The organism is Collinsella aerofaciens (assembly GCF_028206795.1).
Taxonomy (GTDB): domain Bacteria; phylum Actinomycetota; class Coriobacteriia; order Coriobacteriales; family Coriobacteriaceae; genus Collinsella; species Collinsella aerofaciens_AX.
The window spans coordinates 1-17,661 of the sequence record NZ_JAQLFJ010000016.1; the positions used below are offsets into that span (position 1 = coordinate 1).

The 17,661-nt window shown below is 59.5% G+C and carries 12 protein-coding genes; 4 read left to right on the top strand and 8 right to left on the bottom strand.

The window, feature by feature from the left end:
* Nucleotides 1-123: 123 nt before the first annotated feature.
* Together PMX70_RS09180 and PMX70_RS09185 are read right to left on the bottom strand one after the other, a co-directional pair.
* The gene (locus tag PMX70_RS09180; RefSeq protein ID WP_271743412.1) at nt 124-2,652 is read right to left on the bottom strand and encodes a phosphoketolase family protein; all 2,529 of its coding nucleotides are present in this window, start codon (nt 2,650-2,652) and stop codon (nt 124-126) included.
* A 204-nt stretch (nt 2,653-2,856) separates the two neighbouring features.
* Entirely contained in the window at nt 2,857-3,885 is a 1,029-nt protein-coding gene (locus PMX70_RS09185; protein ID WP_117774262.1) for a LacI family DNA-binding transcriptional regulator, read from the bottom strand.
* 183 nt (nt 3,886-4,068) lie between these two features.
* Here PMX70_RS09185 and murB point away from each other — a divergent pair, with 183 nt between their 5' ends.
* The gene (gene murB / locus PMX70_RS09190) at nt 4,069-5,031 is read left to right on the top strand and encodes a UDP-N-acetylmuramate dehydrogenase (RefSeq protein WP_271743417.1); all 963 of its coding nucleotides are present in this window, start codon (nt 4,069-4,071) and stop codon (nt 5,029-5,031) included.
* A 221-nt stretch (nt 5,032-5,252) separates the two neighbouring features.
* On the opposite strand, the gene PMX70_RS09195 is transcribed toward murB, so the two are convergent.
* Nucleotides 5,253-6,458 (bottom strand): coiled-coil domain-containing protein, encoded by a 1,206-nt coding sequence (locus PMX70_RS09195; protein WP_271740415.1) that lies wholly within the window; start codon nt 6,456-6,458, stop codon nt 5,253-5,255.
* 266 nt (nt 6,459-6,724) lie between these two features.
* Here PMX70_RS09195 and galE point away from each other — a divergent pair, with 266 nt between their 5' ends.
* From galE to glgP, 3 genes are all read left to right on the top strand, one after another.
* Nucleotides 6,725-7,786 carry a UDP-glucose 4-epimerase GalE gene (galE, locus tag PMX70_RS09200; protein WP_006235870.1) on the top strand — a complete coding sequence of 354 codons (1,062 nt, stop codon included), beginning with the start codon at nt 6,725-6,727 and terminating at the stop codon, nt 7,784-7,786.
* Between the two features lie 208 nt (nt 7,787-7,994).
* The gene (gene malQ, locus PMX70_RS09205; RefSeq protein WP_271740416.1) at nt 7,995-9,512 is read left to right on the top strand and encodes a 4-alpha-glucanotransferase; all 1,518 of its coding nucleotides are present in this window, start codon (nt 7,995-7,997) and stop codon (nt 9,510-9,512) included.
* A gap of 128 nt (nt 9,513-9,640) precedes the next feature.
* A complete protein-coding gene (gene glgP / locus PMX70_RS09210) occupies nt 9,641-11,908 on the top strand; it encodes a glycogen/starch/alpha-glucan family phosphorylase (protein ID WP_271743413.1) in 2,268 nt (755 codons plus the stop codon).
* Between the two features lie 296 nt (nt 11,909-12,204).
* On the opposite strand, the gene PMX70_RS09215 is transcribed toward glgP, so the two are convergent.
* The 5 genes from PMX70_RS09215 to PMX70_RS09235 all read right to left on the bottom strand — a co-directional run bounded on the left by PMX70_RS09215 (nt 12,205) and on the right by PMX70_RS09235 (nt 17,596).
* Nucleotides 12,205-13,404 (bottom strand): ABC transporter ATP-binding protein, encoded by a 1,200-nt coding sequence (locus PMX70_RS09215; protein WP_035137764.1) that lies wholly within the window; start codon nt 13,402-13,404, stop codon nt 12,205-12,207.
* 68 nt (nt 13,405-13,472) lie between these two features.
* A complete protein-coding gene (locus tag PMX70_RS09220) occupies nt 13,473-14,312 on the bottom strand; it encodes a carbohydrate ABC transporter permease (RefSeq protein ID WP_022095055.1) in 840 nt (279 codons plus the stop codon).
* A complete protein-coding gene (locus PMX70_RS09225; RefSeq protein ID WP_055285610.1) occupies nt 14,312-15,166 on the bottom strand; it encodes a carbohydrate ABC transporter permease in 855 nt (284 codons plus the stop codon). The genes PMX70_RS09220 and PMX70_RS09225 overlap by 1 nt, the downstream gene beginning before the upstream one ends.
* Nucleotides 15,167-15,253: 87 nt before the next feature.
* Nucleotides 15,254-16,570 (bottom strand): ABC transporter substrate-binding protein, encoded by a 1,317-nt coding sequence (locus PMX70_RS09230; RefSeq protein ID WP_195544790.1) that lies wholly within the window; start codon nt 16,568-16,570, stop codon nt 15,254-15,256.
* A gap of 306 nt (nt 16,571-16,876) precedes the next feature.
* A complete protein-coding gene (locus tag PMX70_RS09235; RefSeq protein WP_271743414.1) occupies nt 16,877-17,596 on the bottom strand; it encodes a GntR family transcriptional regulator in 720 nt (239 codons plus the stop codon).
* Nucleotides 17,597-17,661: the final 65 nt, after the last annotated feature.

Sequence of the window (17,661 nt, forward strand, 5' to 3'; positions counted from 1 at the left end):
ATCGAAACGGTCGAGAGGGCCTTGCCCGGCTGGGCGGCCTTGCTCCGAGAAGTTCGCGAAGCCCACTTCCCGGAGCAAGGCCGCCCCGCCGGGCAAGGCCCCAGCGCGAGACCGTCCCGGATGCTATTCGTTGTCGCCGGCAGTAAGCTGCGTTGCGGAAAGCGCACCGTCGGCTGCAGTTGCGGCTGCGGCGTCGGGCCAGACCCAGTCGGTAAAGGCCGGGTGATCGTAGCCCTCGTCGCATGCGAACTCAAAGGCCTCGGTGCGGAAGGCCTCCCACTCGTCAATCTGCTCGGCAAACTTGTCGGCGTCGACCATGCGCAGCACGTCGGCGGCCAGCGCCCAGCGATCCATGTTGTTCAGGCGCAGCATGTCAAACGGCGTGGTCGTGGAGCCCTTCTCCTCGTAGCCGTGAACGCGGAAGGCGTCGTGGCCGGGGCGGTTCCAGATCAGGCGACGAATCGTGCCGGCATAGGCGTGGAAGGCGAAGAGCACGGGCTTCTCGCCGCAGCCAAACAGCTCGGACCAGCGCTCATCGCTGATAGCTTGGTCGTTCTCGCAGACGTTTTGGATCTTGAGCAGATCGACCACGTTGACGAACCACACCTTAACGCCCAGCTCGCGCAGCATATCGGTTGCGGCCAGGGCCTCGAGCGTCGGCACGTCACCGCACGTGGCGACCACGACGTCGGCCTCGGCGAGCGAGTCGGCGGTCGATGCCCACTCCCACGTCGCGACACCCTCGGCAAGCTCGACGCAGGCCTCGTCGACCGTCTGGAAGGTCGGGGCGGGCTGCTTGCCACAGAAGATGGCGTTGACGCAGTCGGTGGACTGGTAGACACGCTCGGCCACGGCAAGCGCCATGTTGGCGTCGGCCGGATAGTAAGCATTCACGATATGCGTATCGTTAGCCTTGTTGAGCAGCAGGTCGATAAAGCCAGGGTCCTGGTGAGAGAAACCGTTGTGGTCCTGACGCCAGACATGGCTCGACAGCAAAATGTTGAGGCCGCTGATGGGCGCACGCCACGGAATCTCGCGCTTGGTGGCCTCGAGCCACTTGCAGTGCTGGTTGACCATGGAATCGACGACGTGGACAAAGCTCTCGTAGGAGCTCCACACGCCGGAGCGGCCGGTGAGCACGTAGGCCTCGAGGAAACCCTCGCACTGGTGCTCGGACAGCTGCTCGACAACCTTACCGGAGCCGGCCAGCAGCTCGTCGTTGGCATCATCCTCGTAGAAGCCGGCATCCCACTGCTTCTTGGTCACCTTGTAGGCAGCCTGCAGGCGGTTGGACGCGGTCTCATCGGGACCGAAGATGCGGAAGTCGTCCATGTTCTTGGCCAAAACGTCGGCGGTGTACTCACCAAAGACACGGGCAGCCTCGGTGGAGCCCCAGCCGTGGCCCTTCTCGGCGACGGGAATCTCGTGGGCGTGGATATCGGGCAGCTCGAGCTCGCGGCGCACCTTGCCGCCGTTCGCGTTGGGGTTAGCGCCAATGCGCAGCTCGCCGGTCGGCATAAAGGCCGTCACCTCGGGACGCACCTGGCCCTCGGGCGTAAAGAGCTCCTCGGGCTTGTAGGAGCGCAGCCACTCGCGCAGCACGCGGAAGTGCTCGTGGGTGTCCTTGGCGCTCGCCAGCGGCACCTGATGGGCGCGCCAGGAGTCCTCGGTCTTCTTGCCGTCGATCTGCTTGGGGCAGGTCCAGCCCTTGGGCGTGCGGAACACGATCATGGGGTAGGCCGGACGGACCACGGTCTCGCCCGCGGCAGCCTGGGCCTGTGCGGTGGCCTTGATGTCGCAAATCTCGTCAAAGACCTGCTCAAACAGGGCAGCGAAGCGCTCGTGGATGCTTGCGTGGCTCTCGTCGTCAAAGCCGGCGACAAAGAAGTGCGGCTTGTAGCCCATGCCCTCGAAGAACTTGGTGAGTTCCTCATCGGACACGCGGGCAAGGATGGTGGGGTTGGCGATCTTGTAGCCGTTGAGGTGCAGGATCGGAAGAACGATACCGTCGGTTGCCGGGTTCACGAGCTTGTTGGACTGCCAAGAGGTCGCGAGCGGACCGGTCTCGGACTCGCCGTCGCCCACCACGGCCACGGCCAGCAGGCTCGGATTGTCCATGACGGCACCGTAGGCGTGGCTGAGCGTGTAGCCAAGCTCGCCGCCCTCGTGGATGGAGCCGGGCGTCTCGGGCGCAAAGTGGCTCGGAATGCCGCCGGGGTAGGAGAACTGGCGGAAGAACTTCTGCAGGCCAGCCTCGTCATTGGTGATATCGGGGCGGATCTCACGATAGGTGCCATCGAGCAGCGACTGGGCGGTGCCGGCAGGGCCACCGTGGCCCGGGCCCATCAAGAAGATGGCATTCTGGTCGTGGTCGGCAATGAGGCGGTTGACGTGGCCGAACAGGAAGTTGATGCCGGGCGTGGTGCCCCAGTGACCCACCAGACGGTGCTTAACGTCCGGACGGCCAAAGTCGCGCGTCTCGCCGGTCTTCTCGTCGACAAAGTCGGGGCGCATCAGCGGGTTAGAACGAAGGTAGATCTGGCCGACGGACAGATAGTTCGATGCGCGCCAATACAGGTCGACGCCCTCGAGTTCGGAAGCCGGCACCTCGTGGCCCAGCTTTTGCCACGGCGTTCCCAGTGTTTTAGCCATTGTTTATGTCCCTTCGCTGCGCGGTCACCCTCCGATACGGCAACCATTCGTTGGGACCAGTATATTTGCTAAAACGTTTTATCACGGTGAAAAAACGTTTTAGCATCCGTATTGATCGCGCAGATTGGCAAAACGCAACATTCACCTGCGGCATTGTCTGTCACAGGTACTCCACATTCGATTTCTACGAATTGGTAAACGTGTTTAGTTGTGTTTAGTAAGCTCGAGCACACTGTCCTTTACAATGAGAGCGGGCTCCAAAACCACTTCTTCGGCACGCCTGCCGCCCCTGCCGGCAAGGCGTTTGGACATGCAGCCAAAGGCATGCTCCGCGAGAACGCCCGGATCCTGCTCGATCGCGGTCAGTGCCGGCTCAAAGAGAACGTCGGCCGCCGAGTTGTCATAGCTCACCACCGAGATATCGCCCGGAATGCTCTTCCCCATCTCGTGCAGGCGCTTGAGCAGACCGAGGGCGATATTGTCCGAGCTTGCGAACACGGCAGTGGCGTCGGTTGCGAGCACCGCCTCCGAGGCCTCGTAGGCGCTCGGAATGTAATACTCGCTCTCAAACTCCAAGCGTGCATCGATAGGCAGGCCAACCTCGCGCAGCGCGCGCTCATAGCCGGCAAGTCGTTTGCGGCCCGTATTGGAACGGCGCGCGTTAACCAAGCAGGCGATGCGACGATGACCCTGTTCAATCAGATAGCGCGTTGCCATGTAGCCGCCCATCTCGTGGTCGAACATCACCTTGTCGCACTCGAGCCCCTCAATGGCACGGTCGACCATTACGGCCGGGATGGGAAGATGGCTGACTTCTTCGCGCAGGGCGCGGTCGTCGGAGAACTCGTCGCCCACCACCAAAAAGACGCCATCGACGCCGCGCGTCACCAGCTGGCGCAGCAGTTCCAGATCGTCATCGGCGCTTCCGCCCGAGCTGGTGATAAAGAGTGCGTAGCCATCCTCACGGCAACGCTTTTCCAGGCTGCCGGCGAGCGAGGCAAAAAAGCGGCTCTCGATGTTGGGGACGATAAGGCCCAGCGTACGCGACTCACGCATGACCAGGCTGCGCGCGATCTGGTTGGGAACATAATGGTTGCGCGCGGCAACCTCCTTGATGAGTTTGCGGTTTTCTTCCGAGATGCGACAAGGCCGATTGTTGAGAACAAGCGAGACCGACGAGGGGGAAAGCCCCACCTCCTGGGCGATCTGCTTGAGGGTGACTTTGTTGGCCATCTCGCTCCTTCCGGGTTTACGCGCAATCTCTTGAAAGTATAGCGACTGCCCCTCTACCTCGATGATAAACACTTTATCAATCCGGTGGACGGCAGTTTTATCGCCGCCAGCGCACCAAATGCATCTGGGTGGGGTATATTGCAATCGATTGATGACAACGACCACCAAAAGGCGGATATTCGCATGCACGAGAACGACTTTTTTAACGAGGACCTGCTGTGCGCGCTCGCTGGCGTTGCCGGCGAGGACAACGTGTTGATGAGCGAGCCCATGCGCGAGCACACCACGTTTAAGATCGGCGGTCCGGCCGACGTCTTTGTCACGCCCGATACCGAGCAGGGCCTCGTCGCCACGCTCGATACCTGCTATCGCTGCGACCTGCCGCTCACCATCGTGGGCAACGGCTCCGACCTGCTCGTCGGCGACAAGGGCATCCGCGGCGTCGTCGTGGCGCTGGGTGAGGGCCTCTCCGATATTACGGTCGACGGCACGCACGTCACGGCCGCAGCCGGCGCCCTGCTTTCCGATGTCGCCGCGGCAGCAGCCGAGGCCGGCCTCACCGGCATGGAGCCCATCTCGGGCATCCCCGGATCGGTCGGCGGCGCCTGCTACATGAACGCCGGTGCCTATGGTGCTTGCATGGCCGATGTGCTGGAGTCCGTGCGTGTCTACAAACCCGCTCGCCAGCTCGACGACGGCACCCGCGGCAGCGGCAATATCATCGAGTTCGATGTCGACGAGCTCAACCTGGGTTATCGAAAGAGCCGCATCGCCGATGACGGCTTTATCGTGCTTTCGGCCACCTTCAATCTCGCCCCGGGCAACGCCGCGATGATCAAGGCCGACATGGACGACTACCGCCAGCGCCGCGAGGACAAGCAGCCGCTCGACATGCCGAGCGCCGGCTCCACTTTCAAGCGCCCCGAGGGTTACTTTGCCGGCAAACTCATCATGGATGCCGGCCTGCGAGGACACGCCGTTGGCGGCGCGCAGGTAAGCGAAAAGCACTGCGGTTTTATCGTCAACGCCAACCACGCCACCGCCGCCGACGTTGACGAACTCATCCGCCACATCCAAACAACCGTCAAAGGCCAATTCGACGTAGACCTAGAACCCGAAGTCCACCGAGTAGGCGAATTTTTATAAAAAGAAGGCCCCGAAAGGGGCCTTCACCATATTCATTCAGATAACCCAGTCCGGTGTGTCGCGCCCCAAACCCGAGAGGGCCGCGTGCCCGCCCGCATTATATTTGATTGATCGCGAGTTCCGCACGCAAAGAAGGCCACTTAATGTGGCCTTCGTCTTGCGCAGGACTGCCCGAGCAGGCAATCAAATATATTGCGGGCGGGCACGCGGCCCCGTCGGCTTTACGACAGCGCAATACCGCCGAGCCAGCCCCAACGCACGCCAGAGCCAGTGCCATAGAAGCTAATAAACGAATCAAGCGACTTAGACGTAATGGCACCCTCGTTGCTCATAACGATACCGCCGCCAACGTAGATACCCACATGACCGTAGATAAGGCCCGGAGCACCCGTGCCGCTATGCGATGAGTCGGCCACGATCATGCCCACCTGCAGCGCCGAGCGGTCGGAGCTATAGCACCAGGCGTTAAACATGTCGCACGCATTGCCGCCAAAGTAGCCAACGCCGGCGTTACGGAAGACATTGGTAACCCACGCCGCGCACCAGTTCTGACCCGGCGAAGGCGTAGAGTAGCACGCGTTGACGACGGCCTGTTGCTTGCCCGAGCCGGCATTCTGCTGCGGAGTTCCGGGCGCATACGATCCGCCACCCGAGCTCGAACCACCCGAGTAGGAATTGTTCTTGTTCGCGGCGGCCGCGGCAGCGGCGGCCTTCCTAGCGGCCTCCTCGGCCTGGGCGGCAGCGAGAATCTCGGAATCACGCTGAGCCATGAGCTCCTTGACATCGTCAGAGAGGCCGTTCAGAACCGTCTGGACTTCCTGCTGCTTGGCCTGCATGTCCTGCATCTGGGCAGTCTGCTGGTCCTTGAGCTTCTCTAAGTCGGCCTTCTGCGACTCGAGCTCGGTCTTTTGCGCATCGAGCTCTTCCTGGATGGTCTGAATGTCCTCGATGGCGTCGCGGTCGCTCTTGTTGATCTTCTCAACGTAATGCGCGTTGGCGACGAGTTCCTCAAACGAGCCAGAGGCCAGCAGCAGCGACAGGATGTTCGTGCCGCCGGACTTGTAGCTGGCGGCCACGCGATCGGAAAGGTCGTTGCGCTTCTTCTTGAGCTCGGCCTTCTTTTCATCGATCTGGGCCTGCGTGTCGTCAATCTTGCCCTGGACATTCTCGATGTCGTTGAGGGTCTGGGCATTCTTGTTGGCCAGCGCCGCATACTCATTTGCGATGCTGTCGAGCTGGGCCTGAACCTCGTCGAGCTGGGCCTGGGCAGCATTCAGTTTATCGGTGGTTTCTTTGGAAGCCTCCGCCGCATGGGCGCGAGCGGGCAGGCCAAAAAGAACTGCCGCAGAAGCGGCGCCGAACAGGGCCTTGAGGGCAGTGCGGCGCGAGAGCTCCTGGGAAAGGATGGAATCGCTGTTTCGTGACATATGTACTCCGTTACATGCTTATTTATATGTCGCTCAACTCATACATATTAGCGTACATATGGCGCGTCCCAACGATTTCCACGAACGGCAGGAAACTACAAGGTCAGCGGCTCGTATGCAAATGCCAAAGATCAGGTTATGCGTACGCAAGCTCTTTTATGAGTACGTTAACACAGTCCTCTGCTTTTCCTACAGCGCACGATTTGGGCGTCCCTGCCTGCGCTATACTCCCCTGAAGAAGTGTTCCTGATTCGATAGGAGACTACATGTCCAAAGCACTCGACCCCAAAGACACCTGCGTCCTCGTTACCGGTGGCGCCGGCTTTATCGGCTCGCACACCGTCGTTCAGCTGCTCGAGGGTGGCTACCAGGTCGTCATCGTCGATGATCTCTCCAACTCCAGCGCCGTCGCCGTCGACCGCGTCAAGACCATCGTGGGCGACGAGGCCGCCAAGAACCTCACCTTCTACGAGGCCAACGTGCTCGACCGCGATGCGATGAACAAGATCTTTGATACCCATCAGATCGACCGCGTCATCCACTTTGCCGGCTTTAAGGCCGTCGGCGAGTCGGTGAGCAAGCCCGTCGAGTACTACCACAACAACATCGAGAACACCCTGGTGCTCATCGACGTCATGCGCAACCATGGCTGCAAGTCCATCATCTTCTCGAGCTCCTCGACCGTCTATGGCGACCCGGACAACCCGCCCGTCACCGAGGAGGATCCTAAGAAGCCCGCGACCAACCCCTATGGTTGGACCAAGTGGATGATCGAGCAGATCCTTATGGACGTCCACACCGCCGACCCCGAGTGGGACGTCGTGCTGCTCCGTTACTTCAACCCCATCGGCGCTCATCCGTCGGGCCTGATCGGCGAGGACCCCAAGGGCATCCCCAACAACTTGGTGCCCTATGTCGCCCAGGTCGCCGTGGGCAAGCTCGAGGCCGTTCAGGTCTTTGGCAACGACTACCCCACCCCCGACGGCACCGGCGTGCGCGACTACATCCACGTGTGCGATCTGGCCTCTGGTCACGTTGCCGCCCTTAACTGGATGAACGGCAAGACCGGCGTCGAGATCTTTAACTTGGGCACCGGCACCGGCACCTCGGTACTCGAGGTCGTCGCCGCCTTCTCCAAGGCTTGTGGCAAGGAGCTGCCCTACGTGATCCGCGAGCGCCGCGCCGGCGACATCGCTGCCAACTGGTGCGATGCCTCCAAGGCCGAGCGCATGATGGGCTGGAAGGCCCAGTACGACATCGCGGACATGTGCCGCGATAGCTGGAACTGGCAGAGCCACAACCCCAACGGCTTCGCCGACGCCGAGTAGCAAAAACCTACATACCGCTCTTGCCCCGATCTCACGTTGTGAGGTCGGGGCTTTTTCATGGTGTGTAGCCATTCGCCGAAAATCGACCAACTTTTTTATCTTGCCTGTACATGTTTAAACAACATGTTTTACAATAGGCGTATCGAATCAGAACATCGGAGGCGGACTGCACACCCATCGGCAGGCCGACCCCACAACAAGAAGGTTGGTGAGCGCACTCATGGAGCGTGCAAGCGGCGTCCTCATGCCCGTCTCATCTCTGCCCGGACCATACGGAATCGGCGGCTTTGGCTGGAATGCCTACGACTTCGTCGATTTTCTCGCCTCGTGCAAACAACATTACTGGCAGATTCTGCCCCTTACGACGACCAGCTATGGCGATTCGCCCTATCAGTCGTTCTCGGCCCGCGCAGGCAACCCCAACTTTATCGACTTTGCCGAGCTTATCGAGGCAGGGTATCTGGAGCAGCGCGATATCGATGGCGTGTATCTGGGATCCGACCCCAGCAATGTCGACTACGGTGCCATCTTTGGCGGCCGCCGTCAGATTCTCGACCGCGCCGCCGAGCGCTTTGCTGCCGACAAGCCGGCCGATTTCGATGACTTTATCCAGGCCAACGAGGACTGGCTCATCCCCTACTGTGAGTTCATGACCGTCAAAGAGGAGTGCGGTCTCAAGGCGTTTTGGGAGTGGCCCGCGGAACTCCGCACCCGTGGCGAAGCTTCCGCCAAGGTCTGCGCCGACCATCCGGCGCGTATGCTCTACCACCAGATGACGCAGTACTTCTTCGATCGCCAATGGAGCCGCCTCAAGGCCTATGCCAACGAGCACGACATTCTCATCATCGGCGACCTGCCCATCTATGTCTCGCGTGACTCCGTCGAGATGTGGGCGACGCCTGAGCTCTTTAAGATCGATGCCGCCGGCAATCCCGTGAGCGTCGCCGGCACGCCGCCCGACCAGTTCTCGGCCACCGGCCAGTACTGGGGCAACCCCATCTACGACTGGGACGCCATGGAGTCCGACGGCTTTTCCTGGTGGGAGGGCCGCATTCGCGCCGCCCTCGACATGTACGACGTCATCCGCCTGGATCACTTCCGCGGCTTCGAGGCCTATTGGGAGGTGCCGTTCTCCTCGCCCGATTCGTCCTACGGTTCGTGGACGCAGGGGCCCGGCCTCAAGTTCTTCAAGACGCTCGAGGAAAAGCTCGGCACGCTGCCCATCATCGCCGAGGACCTGGGCTTCCTCACCCCCGGCGTCATCGACATGCGCGACAACTCGGGCTTCCCCGGCATGAAGATCCTGCAGTTTGCCTTTGAGGGCACCAACTCGTACTACCTGCCGCATAACTACATCGCCAACACCGTCGCCTATGTGGGCACCCACGACAACGAGACGGCGCGCGGTTGGTTTGAGGGAACGGCCACCCCGCGTCAACGCGAGCAGGCAGCCCTGTACACCCATCAGCAGGCCGGCGAACCCATGGCAGATGCACTCAATCGCACCATCGCCGCCAGCGTGAGTGACACGTGCATCTACACCATGCAAGACCTGCTCAACTTGGGCAACGAGGCGCGCATCAACACCCCTGCCACGCTGGGCGGCAACTGGACCTGGCGCATGCTCGACGGCGCCATCACCCGCGAGCTCGAGCACAAACTCACCGACTGGACCGAGACCTACTTCCGCATCCCGTCGGAAGCCGAAATCGAGCTTCCTCAATAGGAGTTACCGCGCCCGGCCCCTCCCCACCGTGCGGACGCGCTTGCTTTTCCCGCGCGAGGCCACCCCAATCCCCTCGCGCGGGCTTCTTATGAATTGCAGACATGAAACAACCCATCACAGGAGAAAACATGCCCCGAATTAACCTCATGGAACTCGCCGAGCAGTCTTTTGGCACCTCGCTCGAGCAGCTCGACGACCGTCGCATTTACAAGCTGCTGGTCAAACTCGTGCAGGAGCGCTCCGCCGCCCGCCCGCTCAACAACGGCAAGAAAAAGCTCTATTACATTTCCGCCGAATTTTTGATCGGCAAGCTGCTCATCAACAACATGATCGACCTCGGCATCTACGACGAGGTTAAGGACCAGCTCACCGCCGCAGGCCACAACCTCAACAAGATCGAGGAGTTCGAGGTCGAGCCGTCGCTCGGCAACGGCGGCCTGGGCCGCCTGGCCGCGTGCTTCCTGGATTCCATCGCCACGCTGGGCTTGACCGGCGATGGCGTGGGCCTCAACTATCACTACGGCCTGTTCCGTCAGCGCTTTGTCGACAACCAGCAGAAGGCCGTCCCCGACGAGTGGCTCGGTGAGCAGGACATCCTAGTCGACGATGACCGCTCCTACACCGTCGAGTTCGGCGATTTTGCCGTTACCTCCAAGCTCGCCAACATCGATGTGCCCGGTTACGGTCAGTCCACCAAGAACCGCCTGCGCCTGTTCGACCTGGCGAGCGTCGACGACGGCCTGGTCCCCGGCAGCTCCATCGACTTCGACAAGACCGAGATCGCCAAGAACCTCACCTTGTTCCTCTACCCCGACGATTCCGACGAGCAGGGCCGCCTACTTCGCATCTATCAGGAGTACTTCATGGTGAGCAACGCCGCCCAGCTCCTGATCGACGAGGCCGTCGAGCGCGGCAGCAACCTGCACGATCTGGCCGATTACGCCGTTGTCCAGATCAACGACACGCACCCCACCATGGTCATTCCCGAGCTCATTCGCTTGCTCACCACCGAGCATGGCATCGAGTTTGACGAGGCCGTGACCATCGTACGCTCCATGATCGCCTACACTAACCACACGATTCTTGCCGAGGCGCTCGAGAAGTGGCCGCTCGCCAGCCTACAGAAGGTCTCCCCTGCCATCGCCGACATTATCGTCAAGCTCGATGAGATCGCGAAGGCCGAGCACGATGACCCGCGCGTCGCCATCATCGACAAACACGATACCGTCCACATGGCCCACATGGACATCCACTTTGGCTTCTCCATCAACGGCGTAGCCGCCCTCCACACCAAGATCCTGGAGGACACCGAGCTTCATCCGTTCTACGAAATCTATCCCGAGAAGTTCTCCAACAAGACCAACGGCATCACCTTCCGCCGCTGGATCCATGGGGCCAACCCCGCGCTCGCTAGCCTGCTCGACGATGTGATCGGCAACGACTGGCGCAGCACCGGCGATCTGAGCAAACTCGCCAAGTTCGCCGACGACAAGGACGTTCTTGAGCGCCTGGCCGCCACCAAGGTCGAGGCCAAGGCCATCATGCGCCAGTTCATGGCGCTCGAGCAGGGCGTGACCATTCCCTCCAACGCCATCATCGACGTCCAGGTCAAGCGCATCCACGAGTACAAGCGCCAGCAGATGCTCGCGCTCTACATCATCTGGAAGTACCTCGATATCAAGAACGGCAACAGACCTAAGCACCCCGTCACCATCATCTTTGGCGGCAAGGCGGCGCCTGCCTACACTATCGCGCAGGACATCATCCATCTGATCTTGACGCTGTCGCAGTGGATTACAAACGACCCCGACGTGGCTCCCTACCTGCAGATTGTCATGATCGAGAACTACAACGTCACCGCCGCCGAGCGCGTGATCCCCGCCGCTGACATCTCCGAGCAGATCAGCCTGGCCTCCAAGGAGGCGAGCGGCACCTCCAACATGAAGTTCATGCTCAACGGCGCCCTAACCCTGTGCACGCTCGACGGTGCCAACGTGGAGATTGCCGAGCTCGTGGGCGACGAGAACATCTATACCTTTGGCGCCTCTTCCAAACAGGTCGAGCAGCTCTATGCCAACGGCACCTATGACGCCGGTGTGCTCTACCGCAAGCCCGGCATTAAACTGCTGGTGGACTTCATCACCAACCCGGCCTTTATGGCGACCGGCAATGCCGAGCGCCTGCAGCGCCTGCACGACGACATTAAGGGCAAGGACTGGTTTATGGCCCTGCTCGACATTGAGGAGTATATCCAGACCAAGGAGCGCGTGCTGGCCGACTATGAGGACCAGGACGCCTGGATGCGCAAGGCGCTCATCAATATCGCCAACGCCGGCACCTTCTCGTCCGACCGCACCATCTCCCAGTACAACGACGAGATTTGGCACCTGAGCTAATTTCGCTTCCCTTACCCATCCTCCTGAGAAACGGAGTCGTGGCAACACGGCTCCGTTTTTTGTGCCCGCACGTTACCCTGTGACCCGACTCGACCAAACAATCTCAATCTATAACAACTACTCAATCAAAACGGCCCTACCCGTTACAGATCGAGACAAACGACCGGCCAGACAACCCCAACACAAAGAAAGGCTCCCCTCTCGCCCAGTGGACGGGAGGGGAGCCTTATATGTGACCGCGGCAAAAGGATGGCAATACCGCAGTCGCCCAAAGGGAGGGCCTGGATGCACCGGGCCTAGATAAGGTTCTTGCCAGAGACCTTATCGAAGAGGTGGGTCGCGTTCTTCTCGAACTTGAACCAGATGGTGTCGCCAGCCTTGAGCGCGCCCTTGGCCTCGAGGTCGACGACGGGGATAATCAGAACAAACTGGCCGTCGGGAGCGGTCACGTGGACATGCTCGGTCGAGCCCATGAGCTCGGTCACCTCGACGGTACCCTGGAGCGCGCCCTCCTCGCCCTTGTCAGCAAGCAGGATCTGCTCGGGACGCACGCCGGCCGTAATCTCCTTCACGTCGCCGCCGTCCCAGTTGAGGGCAAGTTGAGCGCAAGTCTCGGGGGCGAGTGCCACGTTCATATCCTCGGTCTTGACGGTAAAGCCGTTGCCCGAGCGCACCAGCTGGGCATCGAAGAAGTTCATCTGCGGCACGCCGATGAAGCCGGCGACGAAGATGTTCGCGGGATGGTTGAAGACCTCCTGCGGCGTGGCGATCTGCTGGACGACGCCGTCCTTCATGACCACGATACGGTCGCCAAGGGTCATGGCCTCGGTCTGGTCGTGAGTAACATAAATGAACGTGCCCTTGATCTCGTGGCGCAGCTTAATGAGCTCGGCACGCATCTGGTTACGAAGCTTGGCGTCCAGGTTGGACAGCGGCTCGTCCATCAGGAAGACCTTGGGGTCACGCACGATGGCGCGGCCGATAGCGACACGCTGGCGCTGGCCGCCGGAGAGTGCCTTGGGCTTACGGTCGAGGTACTCGGTAATGCCCAGAATCTCGGCAGCAGAGCGAACCTTGCGATCGATCTCGTCCTTGGGAACCTTCTTGAGCTCGAGCGTAAATGCCATGTTCTCGTACACCGTCATATTGGGGTACAGAGCGTAGCTCTGGAACACCATGGCGATGTCGCGGTCCTTGGGCGCCACGTCGTTGACACGCTTGCCGTCGATGAGCACATCGCCCGAGGTAATGTCCTCCAGGCCGGCGACCATGCGCATCGTCGTGGACTTACCGCAGCCAGAGGGGCCAACGAGGACGACGAACTCCTGGTCGTGAACGGTGAGGTTGAAGTCCTCTACAGCGAGCACACCGTCCTCGGTAACCTTGAGGTTGTGCTTCTTCTCCTCGGTCTTCTTCTTTTTGCCAAAGAAGCCCTTCTTTTTTGACTCGTTGTTGGGATACACCTTCTGAACATGTTTGAGAACGATCTCGGCCATGTCTCTACCTTTCGATATGCGGCGCCGCGCTGAGGGGCGCCGCAGAAACTTGCAAAACAGTTACGGCATCAGCCCTTGACGGCACCTGCCACCACGCCGTCGATGATGTACTTCTGACAGAGGATGTACATGATAACGATGGGGATAACGACCATCATGATGCAGGCCATCATGGGGCCGAGCTCGACGTGGCCGTAGCCGCCGCGGAAGTACTGGATCAAGATAGGAATGGTCTTGTACTTGGTGGAGTCGAGCGTAAGGTAGGGCAGCAGATAGTCGTTCCAGACCCACATGGTCTCGAGGATGCCGACCGAAAGATAGGTGGGCTTCATGATGGGAAGGACGATCTTAAAGAACACCTGGACCGGGTTGCAGCCATCAATCATGGCCGCCTCCTCGATCTCGAGCGGGATGTTCTTTACAAAACCGGCGAACATAAAGACCGCCAGGCCCGCGCCAAAGCCGAGGTAGATAAAGCAGATGTTGAACGGCGTGTTGAAGCCGATGCGGTCCGCCAAATTGGACAGCGTGAACATGAGCATCTGGAACGGCACGACCATCGAGAACACGAACAGGTAATAGAAGAAGTTCGAGATCTTGTTGTTGACACGAACCACGTACCAAGCGCACATGGAGCAGCACACCAAGATCAGCACGACCGACGTGACCGTGATGATGAGCGAGTACATAAATGCCGAGGCAAAGCCCTGCTCGTTAAGGGCGTGCATGTAGTTTGCGAGGCCGTTGAACGTCTCGGGCGTGAGCAGATCGAATGCCGTGGTGGTGCTGATTGCGGTCGCTTTCTTAAAAGAATTAAGCGCAATCATGAACACGGGGTAGATCCACGCGAGCGACAGGATCGTAAAGAAAATCGAGAGCGCGCGGTTGATAACCTTATCGCGTTTCATTACTGCTGCACCTCCTTGGACCTCGTGGCCTTAAGCTGGATCATGGAGATGGCCACGACCAGGATGCAGAAGATAACCGCCTTGGCCTGACCAATGCCCTGCCATGCGATACCGGCACGCGAATAGAACGTGTTGTAGATGTTCAGGGCGAGCATCTCGGTGGAGTGCGCGGGGGCGCCGCCGGTAAGGGCGAGGTTCTGGTCGAACAGCTTAAAGCCGTTGGTGATGGACAGGAACAGGCAGATGGTGATGGTCGGCATCAGGTTAGGGATCTTAACCTTCCAAAACGTCTGCCATGCCGTAGCGCCGTCGACCTTGGCGGCCTCGATGTAATCGGACGGAATGGACTGCAGACCAGCGATGTAGATGATCATCATGTAGCCGACCTGCTGCCACAGGGTCAGGATGATAAGGCCCCAGAAGCCAGCAGCAGAGTTAAGAGCGATGAGCTGGGCGCCCACGTTGGAGAGCAGGCAGTTGATCAGAATCTGCCAAATGTAGCCCAGCACGATGCCGCCGATCAGGTTAGGCATAAAGAAGATCGTACGGAAGATGTTGGTGCCTTTGAGCGCCTTGCGGGTGAGCGCCTGCGCAATGGCCAGGGCGATCACGTTGATGAGCACCGTCGACAGGAAGGCAAACGCCACGGTAAAGAAGAACGACGTGGCAAACTGCGGATCGGACAGTGCGCGCACGTAGTTCTCGATACCGACAAAGTGCGTATTGTTGATGGTAATAAACTGGCAGAACGAGAGATAGAAGCCCTGGATAAAGGGAATCACGAACCCGATCATAAACGCCAGGCACGTGGGCAGCATAAAGAGCGGCCACCAGCGCTTGAGTGCTTTGCCCATAGAAGGGTCCTTTCAATATGCAGGGGGCGGGCAAACCAACGTCTGCCCGCCCCCTGTCGCTAATCAGATAGCTTGGGCAGCAACTACTTACTCGGAAGCAGCCTTCTCGGTCTTCCAGCCATCGACGAAGGCGTTCTTGACGCCGTCCCACTTGCTGTTGTCGGCAGCATAGGCAATCAGAGCCTGCTTGAGGTTCTTCTTCCACTCCTCAGAGGGGATGTAGACGAAGTCCCAAGCGACGGTCTTCTTGCCGTCCTTGGCCATGGCAACGGCCTGCTGCGAGAAGACGTTGGTGGTTTCCTTGGCGCTCTTGAACGGGGCGGTCAGACCCATCTTGTCAGCGATGATGCTGGTGGCGGTGTCAGAAGTGACGCACCAATACATGAAGTCCTCGGTGGCCTTCTGGGCATCCTCGGAAGCCTGGGAGCTGACGCACCAGTAGTTCTCGCCGCCGGAGCACAGGCCCTGGTTCTCTTCGCCGTCGACACCGATGTAGATGGGCATCATGCCAATCTGATCGTCGGTCATGCCGGCCTTGGTGAGGTCAGCGTAAGCCCAGGAGCCGTTCTGATAGAAGACGGCCTTGCCGGTTGCGAACTCGTTGGTGGCGTCGTCGCCAGTCTTGGAAGCAAGCTGCGAAGGATCGCAGGTGGAGTCGGTGATATACAGGTCGAAAATCTGCTTGAAGTTGTCGAGATACTCGCCCTTGATCTCGTCGTCCTCCTGGTTGTGCTCCTTCTCGAACTCGTAGTAGAGCGGGAGGTTGGCGAGGTGGGTGGTGTAGCGCCAGCTGGAGGAGTCATCCATGCCAGCAGAAGTGAAGGCACCCTCAATGCCGAGCTCGTCCTTGCGGGCCTGGATGTCGTCGGCACAAGCCTTCAGCTTGTCGAAGGAGTTGATGTCCTCGGCCTTGTAGCCAGCCTTCTCGAGCAGCTGCTTGTTGTAGATGATGCCGTAGCTCTCCTGGACCCAGTCGATACCCAGATCCTTGCCATCGGACTGCAGAGCCAGGGAGTCGTCAATGAGCTCACCGCGGAGCTTGGTATCGGACAGGTCGGCGCAGTAATCCTTCCAGTTCTTAAGACCGGTGGGGCCGTTGACCTGGAACAGGGTCGGAGCGGAGCTCTTGGACATCTCGGACTTGAGCTTCTCCTCGTAAGTGTTGGAGGCGGCGGTCACGATCTTGACCTCGACGCCCTTCTCCTTCTTATAGGCCTTGGCGATCTCCTTCCACTCCTTGTCGACCTCGGGCTTGAATTGGAGGAAGTAGACCTCGGCAGCGTCACCAGAAGCAGAGGAGCCGGAGCCGGCAGAACCACCGCAGCCCACGAGACCCAGACCAAGCACCGCAGCCGCGGAACCAGCAAAGCCCAAGAACTGCCTTCTGCTCATTTCGTTCTTCATTACAATCCACCCTTTCACACCGTGGCGGCACCCTTTGCCGCCGCCTTCGGAGATTGGCTCGGGGACTTTGCCCCTTTTGCTGATTTGTACAATACGCTATTTGGCTAGTTGTTTGAACAAGTATTACTAGAGCGGTAGAAAAACATCGGTGAACGGTAATTTCAACTTGATACTTGACAAGTTTTGTATAAACAATTATTTGTTATCGAATATAGAGAAAACGCCCGGTCAAGCCGATGCATCGTCGGTTTGACCGGGCGTTTTCGCTTTGAGGGCATGAGTCTCGTCAGGCTGCGAGCTAGCCGGCTATCGCTTGGAGTTGACGCGGTAGTGGAAGATCTCGGGGTGCGTACGGGCGTGCGTGACCTCGAACAAGATGCCGTCCGAGGTGTACGATTGGCTCTCCATAACGGCGACGCAGTTGTACTTACCAAGGTCCAAGTAGCTGCAGTCCTCATCGTTGGCGAGCTCGACACTCACCGTACGACGACTCGCCATCACTTTGACGCCGCGCTTGTGCTCCAGATAGTCGTAAATTGACCTTGCGGCGATCTCGGGTGTCAGGCCTTTGGCGATCGACTCCAGAAAATAGCCGTGGTCCACCTGGCGCGCGCTGCCGTTGAGGCTACGGACGCGCACCACGCGAATCAACTTCTCGCCCACCTTAAAGCCCAGGCGACGAGAGAGTTGCTCGGTGCAGACCAGATGTTCAAAAGACTTAACGTCCGTCGATGCAACGGCATTGTTGCGCTTTGCAAACTCGCCAAACGACTCAACCTCTTCGAGTGCGCCCAACATGTCGGTTTCGCCCTTAAGCCAAATAACGCGCACGCCCTTGCCGTGTATGGGCTGCACAAACATCCCGTCGGCCAGCATGCTCAAAGCGCGGCGGACGGTATTGCGCGTGCAGCCAAATTCCGCGGTCAGCTCGGCTTCGGTTGGCAGCATCTCCTGAAACGCATAGGTCCCATTAATGATGCGCGAGCGTATTTCTCGGTAGATTCCTTCGTATATCGCTTTTGGCATTGTTTCACCTCTACATTATTCATTTCCGGCTAGGCACGATAGCATTTCTTAAAGTTGTTTAAACC